Origin of the sequence: Pseudomonas sp. SK2 (genome assembly GCF_016772395.1) — a bacterium.
GTDB lineage: Bacteria > Pseudomonadota > Gammaproteobacteria > Pseudomonadales > Pseudomonadaceae > Aquipseudomonas > Aquipseudomonas taiwanensis.
The window spans coordinates 433,221-448,662 of the sequence record NZ_CP061944.1 but is presented as its reverse complement, the minus strand read 5'-3'; the positions used below and the strand labels follow the sequence as shown (position 1 = coordinate 448,662).

13 protein-coding genes and 2 pseudogenes are annotated in these 15,442 nt (G+C 62.7%); 8 read left to right on the top strand and 7 right to left on the bottom strand.

Annotated features, from left to right (window positions below):
* Window positions 1–72: 72 nt before the first annotated feature.
* From IF103_RS01945 to IF103_RS25245, 8 genes and pseudogenes are all read left to right on the top strand, one after another.
* Window positions 73–345, top strand: a complete 273-nt coding sequence (locus tag IF103_RS01945) for a twin-arginine translocase TatA/TatE family subunit (RefSeq protein ID WP_023378313.1) — start codon at window positions 73–75, stop codon at window positions 343–345.
* 3 nt (window positions 346–348) lie between these two features.
* The gene (gene tatB, locus IF103_RS01940; RefSeq protein ID WP_023378312.1) at window positions 349–720 is read left to right on the top strand and encodes a Sec-independent protein translocase protein TatB; all 372 of its coding nucleotides are present in this window, start codon (window positions 349–351) and stop codon (window positions 718–720) included.
* Window positions 717–1,505, top strand: coding sequence for a twin-arginine translocase subunit TatC (gene tatC / locus IF103_RS01935; protein ID WP_023378311.1), 789 nt, complete (start codon window positions 717–719; stop codon window positions 1,503–1,505). Before tatB ends, tatC begins: the two co-directional genes overlap by 4 nt.
* On the top strand, window positions 1,502–2,209 hold the full coding sequence (locus IF103_RS01930) for a 16S rRNA (uracil(1498)-N(3))-methyltransferase (RefSeq protein ID WP_023378310.1): 708 nt from the start codon (window positions 1,502–1,504) through the stop codon (window positions 2,207–2,209). Before tatC ends, IF103_RS01930 begins: the two co-directional genes overlap by 4 nt.
* 102 nt (window positions 2,210–2,311) lie before the next feature.
* Window positions 2,312–3,325: pseudogene (locus IF103_RS25260) on the top strand (methyl-accepting chemotaxis protein); the annotation flags it as partial.
* A 30-nt stretch (window positions 3,326–3,355) separates the two neighbouring features.
* Window positions 3,356–4,228, top strand: coding sequence for a methyl-accepting chemotaxis protein (locus IF103_RS25255; protein ID WP_409288179.1), 873 nt, complete (start codon window positions 3,356–3,358; stop codon window positions 4,226–4,228).
* A 199-nt stretch (window positions 4,229–4,427) separates the two neighbouring features.
* A pseudogene (locus tag IF103_RS25250) lies at window positions 4,428–5,468 on the top strand (methyl-accepting chemotaxis protein); the annotation flags it as partial.
* 9 nt (window positions 5,469–5,477) lie between these two features.
* A complete protein-coding gene (locus IF103_RS25245; protein WP_412458210.1) occupies window positions 5,478–6,371 on the top strand; it encodes a methyl-accepting chemotaxis protein in 894 nt (297 codons plus the stop codon).
* Window positions 6,372–6,618: 247 nt separating this feature from the next.
* On the opposite strand, the gene IF103_RS01915 is transcribed toward IF103_RS25245, so the two are convergent.
* From IF103_RS01915 to pip, 7 genes are all read right to left on the bottom strand, one after another.
* Window positions 6,619–7,353: an amino acid ABC transporter ATP-binding protein gene (locus IF103_RS01915; protein ID WP_023378307.1), complete on the bottom strand. Its 735-nt coding sequence runs from the start codon at window positions 7,351–7,353 to the stop codon at window positions 6,619–6,621.
* On the bottom strand, window positions 7,346–8,308 hold the full coding sequence (locus tag IF103_RS01910; RefSeq protein ID WP_027907936.1) for an amino acid ABC transporter permease: 963 nt from the start codon (window positions 8,306–8,308) through the stop codon (window positions 7,346–7,348). The genes IF103_RS01915 and IF103_RS01910 overlap by 8 nt, the downstream gene beginning before the upstream one ends.
* A gap of 76 nt (window positions 8,309–8,384) precedes the next feature.
* Complete coding sequence (locus IF103_RS01905; protein WP_027907935.1) at window positions 8,385–9,182, bottom strand: transporter substrate-binding domain-containing protein; 798 nt, start codon at window positions 9,180–9,182, stop codon at window positions 8,385–8,387.
* 230 nt (window positions 9,183–9,412) lie between these two features.
* On the bottom strand, window positions 9,413–11,986 hold the full coding sequence (mdoH, locus tag IF103_RS01900) for a glucans biosynthesis glucosyltransferase MdoH (protein ID WP_023378304.1): 2,574 nt from the start codon (window positions 11,984–11,986) through the stop codon (window positions 9,413–9,415).
* Window positions 11,979–13,709 (bottom strand): glucan biosynthesis protein G, encoded by a 1,731-nt coding sequence (locus IF103_RS01895; RefSeq protein WP_202675829.1) that lies wholly within the window; start codon window positions 13,707–13,709, stop codon window positions 11,979–11,981. The genes mdoH and IF103_RS01895 overlap by 8 nt, the downstream gene beginning before the upstream one ends.
* A gap of 263 nt (window positions 13,710–13,972) precedes the next feature.
* On the bottom strand, window positions 13,973–14,410 hold the full coding sequence (dtd, locus tag IF103_RS01890) for a D-aminoacyl-tRNA deacylase (protein WP_023378302.1): 438 nt from the start codon (window positions 14,408–14,410) through the stop codon (window positions 13,973–13,975).
* The gene (gene pip / locus IF103_RS01885; RefSeq protein WP_023378301.1) at window positions 14,407–15,378 is read right to left on the bottom strand and encodes a prolyl aminopeptidase; all 972 of its coding nucleotides are present in this window, start codon (window positions 15,376–15,378) and stop codon (window positions 14,407–14,409) included. The genes dtd and pip overlap by 4 nt, the downstream gene beginning before the upstream one ends.
* Between the last annotated feature and the right edge of the window lie 64 nt (window positions 15,379–15,442).

Here is a 15,442-nt window from a genome sequence, read left to right as displayed (position 1 = left end):
GGGTGAAACCGCTCCCACAGGGACCGCGCTGCCAGACAATTTCGCTGTACCTGTAAATTTCAGGAGTACGAAATGGGTATTTTTGACTGGAAACACTGGATTGTCCTGCTGGTCGTCGTAGTCCTGGTCTTCGGCACCAAGAAGCTGAAGAACTTCGGCAGCGACCTTGGCGAGTCGATCAAGGGCTTTCGCAAGGCCATGAACGAAGAAGAGAACAAGCCAGCCGAACAGACGCCTCCCCCAGCCCAACCCGTGCCGCCGGTGCAAAGCGCGCCGCAACAAGCCCAGGGCCAGACCATCGAGGGCCAGGCCCAGCCGGTCCAAGAGCCGCAACGGAAAGACTGACCCATGTTCGGCATCAGCTTCAGCGAGTTGCTGCTCGTCGGCCTGGTTGCCCTGCTGGTGCTCGGACCCGAGCGCTTGCCCGGCGCCGCCCGTACCGCTGGGCTGTGGATCGGCCGCCTCAAGCGCAGCTTCAACAGCATCAAGATGGAAGTCGAGCGTGAAATCGGCGCCGACGACATCCGCCGCCAGCTGCACAACGAGCACATCCTGCAGATGGAGCAGGAAGCACGGCGCATCCTCAACCCACAGACGCCGCCCGCTCAGCCGCCGACCGCCGCGCCTGGCCAACCGCCCGCCGCAGCCGCGACAACGCCTGTAACCTCCGGCGGTGCGCCGGAAACGTCCGAACAGCCCCAACCGCCGCGAGCCCCATGAGCGAAAATCCGGAACACGACCAGCCGATGCCGCTGGTTTCGCACCTGACTGAACTGCGTACCCGCCTGCTGCGCTGCGTGGCGGTCATCTTCCTGATCTTTGCCGGGCTGTTCTCGTTCGCCCAGCAGATCTACACCCTGGTCTCGGCCCCGCTGCGCGAACACCTGCCAGCCAATGCGACGATGATCGCCACCGACGTGGCTTCGCCGTTCCTGACGCCGTTCAAACTGACCATGATCGTCTCGCTGTTCCTGGCGATCCCGTTCATCCTCCAGCAGATCTGGGGCTTCATCGCGCCAGGGCTGTACCGCCATGAAAAGCGCATCGCTATCCCATTGCTGGTGTCGAGCATCCTGCTGTTCTATGCCGGCATGGCCTTCGCCTATTTCCTGGTGTTCCCGCTGATCTTCGGTTTCTTCGCCAGCGCCACGCCGGAAGGCGTGTCGATGATGACGGACATTGCCAGTTACCTGGATTTCGTCATGACGCTGTTCTTCGCCTTCGGCGTCGCCTTCGAGATCCCAGTGGCCGTGGTGCTGCTGGTGTGGATCGGCGTGGTCGACGTGAAGTACCTGAAGAAGATCCGCCCCTACGTGATCATCGGCTGCTTCGTGGTCGGCATGGTCCTGACGCCACCGGATATCTTCTCCCAGACCTTGCTGGCGGTCCCCATGTGGCTGCTGTTCGAGATCGGCGTGCTGTGTGGCAGCCTGATCCGTAAACGCGGCCACGAGAACGAAGCCGCAGACGACCACAACGACCAACCGCCAGCGACGCAATCGTGAACCTGCTGTTACTGGAGGAGGCCGACTTCGTTTCGGCCGACCGCGTCGTCCTGGCCGACCGCCGTTTCACCCACATGCAGGAGATCCACCGGGTCGCGGTGGGGGATACCCTGCGCGTCGGACGTATCGGTGGCCTGATGGGCAAAGCGACAGTGGTCCGCCTGGAGAAACACCAGGCGGAGCTGGACGTCAGCTTCGACCAGCCGCCACCGGCCAAGCTGCCATTGACCCTGGTGCTGGCCGTGCCACGGCCGAAGATGCTGCGCCGGCTGTTCCAGACCGTTGCCACCCTTGGCGTGCCCCGGTTGGTCCTGGTCAACAGCTACAAGGTCGAGAAAAGCTTCTGGCAAACGCCTTTCCTGCACCCCGACAGCATCCGCGAAAACCTCATCCTCGGCCTTGAGCAGGCCCGCGACACGGTGCTGCCCGAGATCATCATCGAGAAGCGCTTCAAGCCGTTCGTCGAAGACCGCCTGCCAGCCATCGTCGAAAACACCCTTGGCCTGGTCGGTCATCCTGGCCCTTACCCGGCGTGCCCACGCGCTGTCGAAGGCCCCGTGACACTGGCCATCGGCCCTGAAGGCGGCTGGATTCCCTATGAAATCGAGCTCTTGGGCAAGGCCGGGCTGACACCTGTGCAACTGGGTGACCGCATCCTGCGAGTCGAAACTGCCGTCACTGCACTGTTATCGCGAATATTCTGACAGTTAAGTCAGATATTTCTGCCCATCAAGTTTCCTCCGCGCAGGCCGATGGTTTAACAACACAACAATAATCCGTGTTGCGAGTTAACCGGGGAGTCGATCATGTACCGTTGGTTTGCCCAATCGCTGGGAAATATGAGCGTCAATCGCAAATTGGGGCTGGGGTTCGGGCTGGTGCTGCTGCTGACCCTGGCTATCACGCTGACCGGTTGGAAAGGCCTGGACAGCGTCATCGACCGTGGCGACAAGCTAGGCAATATTTCCGTGATCTACCAGTACACCCAGGAACTACGCATCGCGCGCCAGCACTATGAGCGCAAACGTGATGAGACCTCCATCGGCGAGCTGGAAAAGTCCCTGACGAACCTGGAGCGCCAGGTGCAACTGATGCTCGGCCAGATCGAACAGCCAGTCGATCGCCAGCGCCTGGAACAACAACAGGAAGCCGTTCGCCAGTACCAGCAGGCTTTCAACCAGCTCAAGCAGTCCAGCCAACGCCGCGAAGCCAGCCGCAGCGTGCTGGGTGACAGTGCCGACAAGGCTGCCGACCTGATCGGCAAGGTCCAGCAGCGCCTGCTGCAAGGCGGCGACATCAACCAGTACCAGTACGCCGTTGAAGTCAGCGCCCTGCTGCAGCAAGCGCGCTTCCAGGTACGGGGCTACACCTACAGCGGCAATGCCGACTTCCAGCAGACCGCTCTGCAAGCTATCGACCAGGCCATGGCCGAACTCAAGGCACTGCCTGCCAAAGTGGGCGCCGAACACGCCTCCAGCCTCGACGACGCAGCCACCGCGCTGGCGGGCTACCGCGATGCGGTCAGCCAGTTCGGTACTGCCCAGGCGGCCAGCGAACAGGCCCTGCAACGCATGGCTGAGCAAGGCACGGTGTTGCTGCAGGCCAGCCAGGCAATGACGGTTTCGCAGACTGACGTGCGTAATGCCGGCACTCGCCAGGCCAAGATGATGCTGGCCGCCGCAACGGGCCTGGCTCTGCTGTTGGGCGTGCTGGCCGCCTGGGTCATCACCCGTCAAATCATCATTCCGCTGCGCAATACGCTGACCGCCGCCGAGCGCGTGGCCGATGGAGACCTGCGCCACGATCTGCCGGTCGATCGCCGCGACGAGCTTGGCCAACTGCAAGCGACCATGCAGCGCATGACCAAGAGCCTGCGAGAGCTGATCGGCGGTATAGGCGACGGCGTCACCCAGATCGCCAGTGCCGCCGAGGAGTTGTCGGCTGTCACGGAACAGACCAGCGCCGGGGTCAGCAACCAGAAGGTCGAGACCGACCAGGTTGCGACGGCCATGAACGAAATGTCGGCCACTGTTCACGAAGTGGCGCGTAACGCCGAGCAGGCGTCGGAAGCGGCAGTCATGGCCGACCAGCAGGCCCGTGAGGGTGATCGGGTGGTCGGCGAAGCCATTGCCCAGATCGAGCGTCTGGCCAACGAGGTGGTCAATTCCAGCGAAGCCATGAACCAGTTGAAGGCCGAGAGCGACAAGATCGGCAGCGTGCTGGATGTGATCAAGTCGGTGGCACAGCAGACCAATTTGCTGGCCCTGAACGCCGCCATCGAAGCGGCCCGCGCAGGCGAAGCCGGGCGCGGATTCGCCGTGGTCGCTGACGAGGTACGCAGCCTTGCCCAGCGCACTCAGCAGTCGACCGAAGAGATCGAAGAGCTGATCGCCGGCCTGCAAAGTGGCACCGAGCGCGTGGCCAACGTCATGGACAGCAGCCGCGGACTCACCGACAGCAGTGTCGAACTGACCCGCCGTGCCGGCAGCTCGCTCGAGACCATCACCCGCACCGTGTCGTCGATCCAGGCGATGAACCAGCAAATCGCCACGGCTGCCGAGCAGCAAAGCGCCGTGGCCGAGGAGATCAACCGCAGCGTGATGAATGTGCGGGACATCTCCGACCAGACCTCGGCGGCGAGCGAGGAAACAGCCAGCTCCAGCGTGGAACTGGCACGCCTGGGTACGCACCTGCAAGGGTTGGTGGGGCGGTTCAGGCTCTAGGCTGCCCGGGGGGCGCCTGTACTGGCCTCTTCGGGGGTAGTCCCGTGCAGAGGCCAGTACAGGCAGAATTTTCTTGCATGCTGCGGTGAAATTTCCTACCTGATTTTCAGGTCAAGTCCTACAGCTCCGCTGCCGATTGGCAGAGGTGTGATGCTGGCAATGCGCCCTCATCCCCCTCTCAATCGCACGGAGACTCAACATGTTCGGCTACCTCAATCGCAAGCTCGGCAACATCAGCGTCGCCGCGAAGCTCGCCATGGGCTTCGCCGTGGTCCTGCTGCTTACCCTGACCACCACCGTCACCGGCTGGACCGCCCTGGACGGCGCCATCGAGCGCTCGGAACAGCTCAGTGAAATCGGCCTGATCAACGACCTGGTCAAGGACCTGCGCGCCGAGCGCATTACCTACCGTGTCCTCAGCGACGACACCAGCAAGGCCCGCATCGGGCAGATACTCGAACAACTCGAAAGCATGCTGACCACCCTGCATCAGCGCAGTGGCGTGGATGCCTCACGCCAGATGCTCACGCAGAAGCTGCAGCAGTTGCAGCGTCTGCGCGAGGATTTCGCCACCCTGCAACGCACGGTCGAGAGCCGCCAGACGCTACGCCAGGCCATGGCGATGCAGGAGCAGACACTCAGCGAGGTAATCGACGAGCTACAGACCCAGGCCTTGCTGAAAATGCCTGCCGACAGCCAGCAAGCAAGCGTACTGGGGCTGATGGACACGCTTGGCCGGCACATAGATGGGGCCAACCAGCAGAGCCAGATGCCGGCCTACACCTTCTCGCCGCTCAGTGACTTCGCCAAGGTCGGGGACTCAGCACTGGATGCGGCCGACAAAGGCCTCGCCCAGTTGCTTGTCGGCCTTGCTCCCCTGGGGCTATCCCGCGCATTGAGAGAGCAGCCCGGCGTCGAACTGGCCAAGTACCGGACCAGCTTGAACGAATACCGCAACGCTGCCCTGGCTGTCGAGCAACTGCAGGAGCGCATGGAAACAATGGGCGATGAGCTGGGCGCCACCAGTCTGGAACTGAGCCAGAGAAAGATCGAGCAGCGAGACAGCGAGGCTCTGGCGGCCCGTTCGCTGCTTACTAGCGTCGCCATGCTGGCTTTGGTGGTGGGCGTGGTGGCCGGCTGGTTGATCACCTTGCAGATCACCCAACCCCTGCGCCAGACCCTGGCCTTGGCTGCACGCATCGCCCGTGGCGACCTCAGTCAACTGGAGCCAGTACAACGGCGCGACGAAATGGGGCAACTCCAAGCGAGCATGCGCGAGATGACCATCAGCCTCCGTGAGCTGATCGGCGGTATCGACCAGGGCGTCAGCCACCTGTCCCAGGCCGCGACACAGCTGGCTGCCAGCAGCGAAGACACCAAGCAACGGATCAATCAGCAACGCGAGGAAACCGACCAGGTGGCCACGGCCATGAACCAGATGAGCGCGACCGTGCAAGAGGTGGCACAGAATGCCGAACAGGCCTCGCTGGCGGCCACCAACGCCGATCACCAGGCACAGCTGGGCGATCAGGTGGTGGCGCAAGCCATTGGTCGCATCGAGCAACTGGCGGGGCAAATGGACCGCTGCCTGGCCGCCATGCAGCACCTTGCCGGAGAAAGCGAGCGGATCGGCAGCATTCTCGATGTGATCAAGTCGGTTTCCGAGCAGACCAACCTGCTGGCGCTGAACGCGGCCATCGAGGCGGCCCGCGCTGGGGAGGCCGGTCGCGGTTTTGCCGTGGTCGCCGACGAAGTGCGCGGATTAGCCCAGCGCACCCAGCAATCGACCGAAGAAATCGAGCAACTGATCGAGAACCTGCACAGCGGGACCGATGAGGTCACCACACTGCTCGACAGCAGCAAGCTCCTGACCGAGCAAAGTGTCGAGTTGAGTCGCAAGGCAGGTTGTGCGTTGAGTCAAATCACCGATACCGTCTCGAGTATCCAGGGCATGAATCAGCAGATCGCCACGGCCAGCGAAGAACAGAGCGTGGTGGCCGAGCAGATCAACCGCAGCGTGATCAACGTCCGCGATGCGTCGGACCAGACCAGTACGGCGAGCGAGCAGACCGCAGCGTCCAGTGGTGAGCTGGAGCAGTTGGGACGACAGCTGAGGGGGATGGTGGGGCGGTTCAGCCTTTGAGAGGTTGCGGCACCGGTCTTGAGGTGTTGCGTGAATCGAGCGCCGCTCGCGCGGCGCATCGCGAGCGAGGCTCGCTCCTACGGCTGTTTCGGGCCAGTTTTCCCTGCGCGATCTGCGCGCGCCTCTGTCAATTGGCCAGAAACGAACGTAGGAGCCTCGCTCGCCATGCGCCGCGAGGGCGGCGCTTGGTCGGATAAACGCTGAAGCACCCCCGGCAAGCGCATGACCTGCATCACGCGCCCCGCAGTTACAGCACCTGCCGCAGAAACGCCTGTGCCCGTGGGTCCTTAGGCGATGCGAAGAACTCCGCTGGCGACGAATCTTCCAGCAGCTTGCCGTGATCGAAGAACAGCACCCGATCCGCCACTTCCCGGGCAAAGCCCATCTCGTGGGTCACGCAGACCATCGTCATGCCCTCCTGGGCCAGGGTCTTCATGACATCGAGCACTTCACCGACCATTTCCGGGTCAAGCGCCGAGGTCGGTTCGTCGAACAGCATCACTTTGGGCTCCATGGCCAACGCCCGGGCAATCGCCACCCGCTGCTGCTGGCCGCCCGAGAGCCGGGACGGATACTCGTTGGCTTTCTGCGCGATCCCGACCTTCTCCAGCAATGCCCGGGCCTTGGCCTCGCGCTCGGCCTTGCCACGCTTGCGCACGACTTTCTGGGCAAGGCACAGGTTCTCGAGCACGGTCATGTGCGGGAACAGGTTGAAATGCTGGAACACCATGCCGACTTCACGGCGGTAGGCGTTGATGTCGGTCTTCGGGTCGTCCAGCTGCAGGCCGTCGATGGCCACGTGGCCGTCGTCGAAGTGCTCCAGGCCGTTGAGGCAACGCAGGAAGGTCGACTTGCCCGACCCCGAAGGGCCCAGCACCACCACCACTTCGCCCTTGGCCACGTGCGTGGTCACCTTGTCCACCGCGCGCACCACTTGGCCACGCGTGTCGAAGACTTTCAACAGGTCACGAACTTCAATCACTTTGCGCAAGCCTCCGCTCGAGCCGGCTGGCCAGGTGCGACAGCGGCAGGTTGATCAGCAGGTAAAGGCCTGCCACGCAGAACCAGATCTCGAAGGTCGAGAACGAGGTGGTAATGGCCTCGCGGCCACTCTTGGTCAGTTCGGTGATGGCGATCACCGAAACCAGCGAGGTGTCCTTGACCAGGCTGATGAACTGCCCGGCCAAGGGCGGCAGCACGCGCTTGAATGCCTGAGGCAGGATCACGTGACGCATCGACTGGCTGGCGTTCAGGCCCAGCGAGCGCGCAGCTTCGTTCTGGCCTTTGGCGATCGACTGTACGCCGGCACGGACGATTTCGGCGACGTAGGCGCCGGTGAACAGCGCCAGGGCCGCCACCCCGGCGAATTCGCGGGACAGGTTGAGCACCGTACCGATGAAGAAGTAGAAGATGAAGATCTGCACCAACAGCGGCGTACCGCGCACCAACTCGACATAGACCGTCGAAAGGTCGCGCAGGGTCGGGTTGCTGGAAAGCCGGCACAATCCGGCAAACAAGCCGATCACCAGGCCAAGTGCCCCGGAAACCACAGAAATCCACAGCGTGGTCCACAAGCCCCACGCCAGAGGACCGGCTGCCCAGTGACGGGTCACACCGATCTGATCGCCTTCGGAGACATCGTCACCGCGGCTCAGTTGCAGGCTGTCCTTGGCCACGTCGAGCACCTGCTGGTCGCCGTTTTCGTCCTTGAGCGTGACACGCGCGGTGTCACCGGAAACGACGATGTCCTGGACCGTGCCGTAGCTGGCGGCGCGCTGGGCTTCTTCGGCCTGGTAGGCGAAGTATTGCGGCACGCGGTTCCAGCGCCACTCGTAGGAAATCATCGAGGTGGCCAGGTACAGGCTGAACGCCAGGCCCACCAGGACCAGCGCGGTCAGCGCATGCCAGGGCCACTGGGCTTTCTTGTGTTTGATCACGAGGGTACTTCCGTAAATGCGAACGCGCAGGGTTTGCCTGCGCGTCGGGGTCAAAGCCTGGGCTTGTGGCCTGGCCTTATTCCATTTCCTTCAGCCAGTCCTTGTTCTTGAACCACTTGTCGTGAATACGATCGTAGGTCCCGTCATGCTTGATCTGGTGCAGGAAGTTGTTGATGAAATTGATGCTGTCGTAGTCGCCTTTCTTCAGGCCGAAAGCCAGTGGCTCGTAGGTGAAGGGCTCGTCGAGGAACAGCAGCTTGCCAGCGCCGGCCTTCTCCACCGCAACCACGTTGTAAGGCGCGTCATAGACGAAGGCGTCGGCCTTGCCGTTGACCACGTCCATCACCGCTTCCTGCTCGTTGTCGTAGCCGTGGTACTTGGCTTTGCTGATCAACTTCTTGGCGACCATCTCACCGGTGGTGCCAAGCTTGGAGGTAATGCGGTACTTCTCGTTGTTCAGGTCTTTGTACGACTTGATCTCGCCCGCCAACTCCTTGCGGATCAGCAGGGTCTGGCCCACGACAATGAAGGGTTCGCTGAAGTTCAGGCGCAGGTTACGTTCCTGGGTCAGGGTCATACCGCTGCCGATCATGTCGAACTTGTCGGTCAGCAGGGCCGGGATGATCCCGTCATAGGCGGTGGAGACCGTCTCCAGCTTGACGCCCATGGACTTGGCCATGGCCTTGAGGATATCGACTTCGAAACCAATGATTTCGCCGCGCTTGTTGGTCATCTGGAACGGCATGTAGGTGGGGTCCATGCCCACACGCAGGGTGCCACGCTTGACCGCGTCATCGATGGCGCCAGCCTGGGCCGCCGTCACGGCGACCAGGGCGGTGACACCGACCAGCAGTCGCGAGAGGTATTTCTTGATCATCACCAGGTCCCCTAGCAAGAAAATAATCGAATCTTATTGTTGGCACGGCCTTACAGGCCTATGCGGAATATCGGAGAAGGATGCTAACGCATGGCGGCTCTGGGACCTAGAGCCGGGGGGGACTTTGTTGGCCAAAATCGGTGGGGCCCGAAACGCTTCGCGGGTAACCCGCTCCTGCAGGGACGTTGAATACCCTGTGGGAGCGGCTCACCCGCGAAGAGGCCCGATCAGGCGCCGACCAGCGCCGGCTGGCCTTCGTTCTCCGGGTGCAGCGGCAACAGCGGCGAATGCGGGTCGTTCTTGATCGAAGCACGCCACACGTCGATCCACGCTGCGTTGTGCTCGGCCCACACCTGCTCGTGCAGGCGGGTGAGCGCCACCGGGTCGCTCAGCAGGGCCAGGCGGGTAGTGAGATCCAGTCCTTTGGGCCCGACCTCCATCGCCTTGGCCACACGCTCGGCACGCAACGCCTCGATCGGCGCAGCCTGCCCGTGACGGGCCGTGGCCATGGCGCAAGCCAGGGCGTTCTGCCGTGGGTCGACCACCGCGCGCACGAAGCCATCGTGCAGGGCGTGCCAGCGGTTTTCATGGGTGTACTGGTCGGTCGCCAGCAGTTCCTGTGGCGTCGCGTATTCCTCAGGGATGAGGAACAGCTTCTCGTCCTTGGCCGCCAGGCCCAGGCGCGTACGGCTGGAGATCACCGAAACCGGAATCGACAGCACCAGCGAGCCGACGATCGGCGCCAGCCACCACAGGAAGCTGGGGTTCAGCCAAGCAACCAGCGCCGCCCAGGCGATACCCAGCAAAGTCTGCGGGCCATGGCGGCGCACCGCCTCGCTCCATGGGGTGGAGTCGTCGTCACGCTGCGGCGAGTTCCAGGTCGCGGCCCAGCCAAGGAAGGCGGCCAGCACGAAGCGGGTATGGAAGATCATCCGCACCGGGGCAAGCAGCATCGAGAACAGCATCTCCATCAGCATCGACAGGGTGACCTTGATGCGACCGCCGTACTCGGTGGCGCCCTTGGCCCAGATCAGGATGACGCTGAGCAGCTTGGGCAGGAAAAGCAGCACGATGGTGGTGGAGAACAGCGCAACAGCCTTCTCCGGGTGCCACTGCGGCCACAGCGGGTAGAGTTGGTACGGCTCGATGAAATACTGCGGTTCCATCAGCGTGTTGGTCGCCAACAATGCCGTCGACAGCACCAGGAACAGGAACCACAACGGCGCCGACAGGTACGACATCACGCCGGTGAGGAACACCGCGCGGTGGACCGGGTGCATACCCTTGACCAGGAACAGGCGGAAGTTCATCAGGTTGCCGTGGCACCAGCGACGGTCACGCTTGAGCTCGTCGAGCAGGTTCGGCGGCAGCTCTTCGTAGCTACCCGGCAGATCGTAGGCGATCCATACGCCCCAACCGGCGCGGCGCATCAACGCGGCTTCGACGAAGTCATGGGACAGGATCGCACCGGCGAAGGCGCCCTTGCCAGGCAACGGCGCCAGGGCGCAGTGCTCGATGAACGGCTTCATGCGGATGATCGCGTTATGGCCCCAGTAGTGCGACTCGCCCAGCTGCCAGAAGTGCAGGCCGGCGGTGAACAGCGGGCCGTATACACGGGTGGCGAACTGCTGCAGACGTGCATACAGGGTGTCCATGCCCGAGGCTTTCGGCCCGGTCTGGATGATGCCGGCGTCGGGGTTGGCCTCCATCAGGCGCACCAGGCTGCTCAGGCACTCGCCGCTCATGACGCTGTCGGCGTCGAGCACGACCATGTACTTGTAGTCGCCACCCCAACGACGGCAGAAGTCGTCGAGGTTGCCGCTCTTGCGCTTCACGCGGCGACGGCGACGGCGGTAGAAGATGCGGCCAAAACCCTTGGTTTCGCGGCATACGTCCAGCCAGGCCTGCTGTTCGGCGACGGCGATGTCGGTATCGTTGGTGTCGCTGAGCACGAAGAAGTCGAAGCGGTCGAGGTTACCGCTGGCGGCCACCGACTCGAAGGTGGCGCGCAGACCGGCGAACACCCGCGGCACGTCTTCGTTGCAGATTGGCATCACCAGAGCGGTGCGCGCTTCGGGGGCAATCGGCTCGTTGCCAGCGCTGCTGCCCGAAATCTTGTACTTGTCACGCCCGGTGAGCAACTCGAGGAAGCCCATCAACGCGGTCCAGAAGCCTGCCGATACCCAGCAGAACAGAATGCCGAAGAGGATCAGGATGGACGTCTGCAGCGCATAGGGCCAAACCTGCACCACGGTATCCCAGAGCGGTTGCTGCACGACTTCGTCGAAGTCGACGAACGACCAGCCCTGGTAAGGCAGGATGCCCTTCATGTACCAGCCGGCTACGATGGTCTGGCCGATCATCAAGGCCAGCAGGATGTAGCGGCGAATCGAGCCCACGGTGCGCCAGCGCGCAGGCGGCAGCTCGCGCTTGGGCGGCTGCGGCGCGTTGGTGCGGCCGGTCATGCGCCGCCACATGCGAATCAGTACGTTGGTACGCCACGGCTCGGGCACCACCTTGGTGCGTTTGATCGGCGGGGCGATCTTCAGGCACAGGCGGCCGCTGCCGTCGACGCTGAGCATCTCGGCGTCTTCCAGCTCGGCGGCGCTGCCCACGGTCAGGCGCGGGCCGACCGAGGCCTGCACGGCCTCGGTTGGGTCGGCGGCCGGTTTGGCCGCCAGACGTTGGTGCAGCTCACTGAACGATGTGCAGCTGGCGAGTTCCGCACGCTGCTCGTCGCTCAGTGGTAGATGGGCCAGGTATTCGCGAAGCGACTCTGGCCGTGCGCTTGAGTTACTCATCGGCAGGCAACTGATAGCTCCAGGTCTCGGTCAGCACTTTTTCGGTGGTGGCCGGGGTCCCGTTGGTGGACGCCGCATCGGCGGCAGGTTGTTCGGCCTTGGCTGGCTGTTCGGTCTTGGCGGCCTTCTCAGCCTTGGCATGCTTGGCGGCAGCCTTGTCCTGCTTGGCATCCTTGGCCGGCTCGACCGGAACGTCGCGTACCAATGCCGCGCGCATTTCGGTGGATTTGTTGGCTTCCTTGACCTTCAAGCGCAGGGTCAGGCGCCAGCCCTTGGTCTCGGGGTTGTAACGCAGGTTGTTTTCGACCACCTCGGCGTTGTCGCCAACGCTGATCTGGCTACGCACCGGGGTATCTTCCGGCAAGCTGGCCAGCGCCGGGCCGGCGAAGTCGACCAGGAAGGCCACGCTGCCGTCAGGCTGACGGATCAGGTTGGACTGCTTGACATCGCCCGTGGAGCGCAGGGTCTGCTTGACCCAGCCCAACTCAGGGGCCTGGAACTTGGCATCGTCGATGGTCCAGTGCAGGCGGTAGTCGTACTCGAACGGCTTACCTGGCTCGGGCAGCTTTTCCGGGCTCCAGAACGCCACGATATTGTCGTTGGTCTCGTCAGCGGTCGGGATCTCGACCAGATCGACGGTACCCTTGCCCCAGTCACCCTTGGGCTCGATCCAGGCGCTTGGGCGCTTCTGGTAGTTGTCGTCGAGGTCTTCATAGTCGCTGAACGCGCGCTGACGCTGCATCAGACCGAAACCACGCGGGTTCTCGATGCTGAAGTTGCTCACAGCCAGGTGTTTCGGGTTGTTCAGCGGGCGCCACAGCCACTCGCCGTTGCCGGCATGGATGGCCAGGCCTTCGGAGTCGTGCAGGGCCGGACGGTAGTTCAGGACCTTCGACGGCTGGTTCGGGCCGAACAGGAACATGCTGGTCAACGGCGCGATGCCCAGGCGGCTGACCTGGTCACGCAGGAACACACGCGACTTGACGTCGACGATGGTGTCGGTGCCCGGACGCAGGGTCAGCTTGTAGGCGCCAGTGGAGCGTGGCGAGTCGAGCAGGGCGTAGATCACCAGGTGCTTGTCGGCAGGCTTCGGCTTCTCGACCCAGAATTCGGTGAAGCGCGGGAACTCCTCGCCCGACGGCAGCGCGGTGTCGATGGCAAGGCCACGGGCCGACAGGCCGTACACGTGGCCCTTGCCCACAACGCGGAAGTAGCTGGCACCAAGCAGGGTCATGATCTCGTCCTGCTTGTCGGCCTTGTTGATCGGGTACAGCACGCGGAAACCGGCGTAGCCCAGGTTCTTGGTGGTTTCCGGGTCATGCGGGACGTCACCGAACTCGAAGCGGCTCGGGTCGTACTTGATTTCCTCGACCTTGGTGGCGGTGACTTCGTTGATCTTCACCGGGGTGTCGAAGTGCATGCCCTGGTGATAGAAGGACAGCTTGAAGGGGGTCTTGTCCGTGGCCCACTCCGCTTTCTCCTGCAGGAAGCGAATCTTCTGGTAGTCGGCGAACTTCATGTCGCGGAAAACCGCAGGCAGGTTGCTTTTCGGTGCTTCGTACTTCTGGCCGGCCAGATCCTTTGCCTTGGCTGCAACATCGTCAAGATTGAATGCCCACAGCTGGCCCGCGCTCATCAGGCCAACCAGCGCCACGCTGGCCATCAGAGCCTTGCGAAACCGATTGCCGGGGATTCTTGATGCATTATGGGGACTAACAATCACGAGCAACCCTCGCCGAAAACAGATCATGAAACCAACGGCCAGCGACCAATGCCGGGTTGGCGAGCACTGTTCGGACCCCGTAAGGGCGCAATGATTCCCCAAACGGATCCAGACAATGCTCAAGTCAGAGTAAAACGAACCTGCGAACGCAGGTCCACGCAGCGCGCGATTATCCAGCAGGTCGCGTTACAACGCATCAGGCTGGAGCAACTATTTATCGTACAAAACCCCTTGTTTTCCTACAAACAAGGGGTTTTTCGACCTCATATTTGTAACATAAATGTTACGGGGCCATCATTGACCAGATGCACCTGCATGTCGGCACCGAAGCGCCCGCTGGCCACATCGGCGTGCTGGCCCTTGGCTTGCTGCAAAAGATAGTCGAACAGCTCGGCGCCCAAGGCAGGTGAAGCGGCTGTCGAGAAGCTCGGACGCATCCCACTTCGTGTGTCGGCGGCCAGAGTGAACTGGGACACCAGCAGCAAACCACCCGCTACATCCTTGAGGGACAAGTTCATCTTGCCCTGCTCGTCGCTGAACACCCGATAGTTGAGCAGCTTGTGCAGCAATTTGTCGGCATGTTCGCGGGTATCCCCAGGTTCGACGGCCACCAGCACCAACAAACCCTGGTCGACGGCCCCGACGATCTCGCCCGCTACCTCTACCCTTGCGCCGCGTACCCGTTGCAACAACCCCTTCATGCTTCTTCCAGTGGCAGATCAAGCAAACGGCGGGCCATCTGGTCGGCGGCACGCACCAGCGCATCGGTGATACCCGGCTCGGAAGCGGCATGACCGGCATCGCGAATGACCTTGAGCTCGCTGTTCGGCCAGGCCTGATGCAGCGCCCAGGCGTTGTCCAGCGGGCAGATCACGTCGTAGCGACCATGCACGATCACCGCCGGCAAGTGGGCGATCTTCGGCATGTCACGGATCAGCTGGTCCGGTTCGAGGAAGGCGTTGTTCATGAAGTAATGGCACTCGATGCGGGCGATCGACAACGCCCGCTGAGGCTCGGAGAATCGATCGACCACCAGCGGATTCGGGCGCAGCGTAGCGGTGCGACCCTCCCAGGTGGACCACGCCTTGGCGGCATGCATCTGGGCGATCTGGTCGTTGCCGGTCAGGCGCTTGTGGAAGGCCTTGACCAAGTCACCTCGCTCCTCCGGCGGAATCGGTGCGATGTAGTCCTGCCAGTAGTCAGGGAACAAGCGGCTGGCACCTTCCTGGTAGAACCATTCGATCTCCTGCGGCCTGCACAGGAAAATGCCGCGCAGGATCAGGCCGTGGACCCGCTCGGGGTGGGTCTGGGCATAGGCCAGGGCCAGGGTAGAACCCCACGAGCCACCGAACAGCACCCACTTGTCGATACCCAGGTGCTTGCGAATGCGCTCCAGGTCCTCGACCAGATGCCAGGTGGTGTTGTTCTCCAGGCTCGCATGAGGCGTGGAGCGGCCACAGCCGCGCTGGTCGAAGGTGATGATGCGATACAGGTTGGGATCGAAGTAGCAACGGCTCTGGGCATCGCAGCCCGCGCCTGGCCCCCCGTGGATGAACACCACCGGCAGACCTTCTGGCGAACCGCTCTCGTCGACATACAGCACATGCGGCGCTTCCACGGCCAGATCGTGCCGGGCGTAGGGTTTGATCTGCGGGTACAGGGTCTGCATTACGCACTCCGTGTGAGGATTTAATCTGCCGTTGGGCATCATAAACCTGAATTGGCCTTTGAGC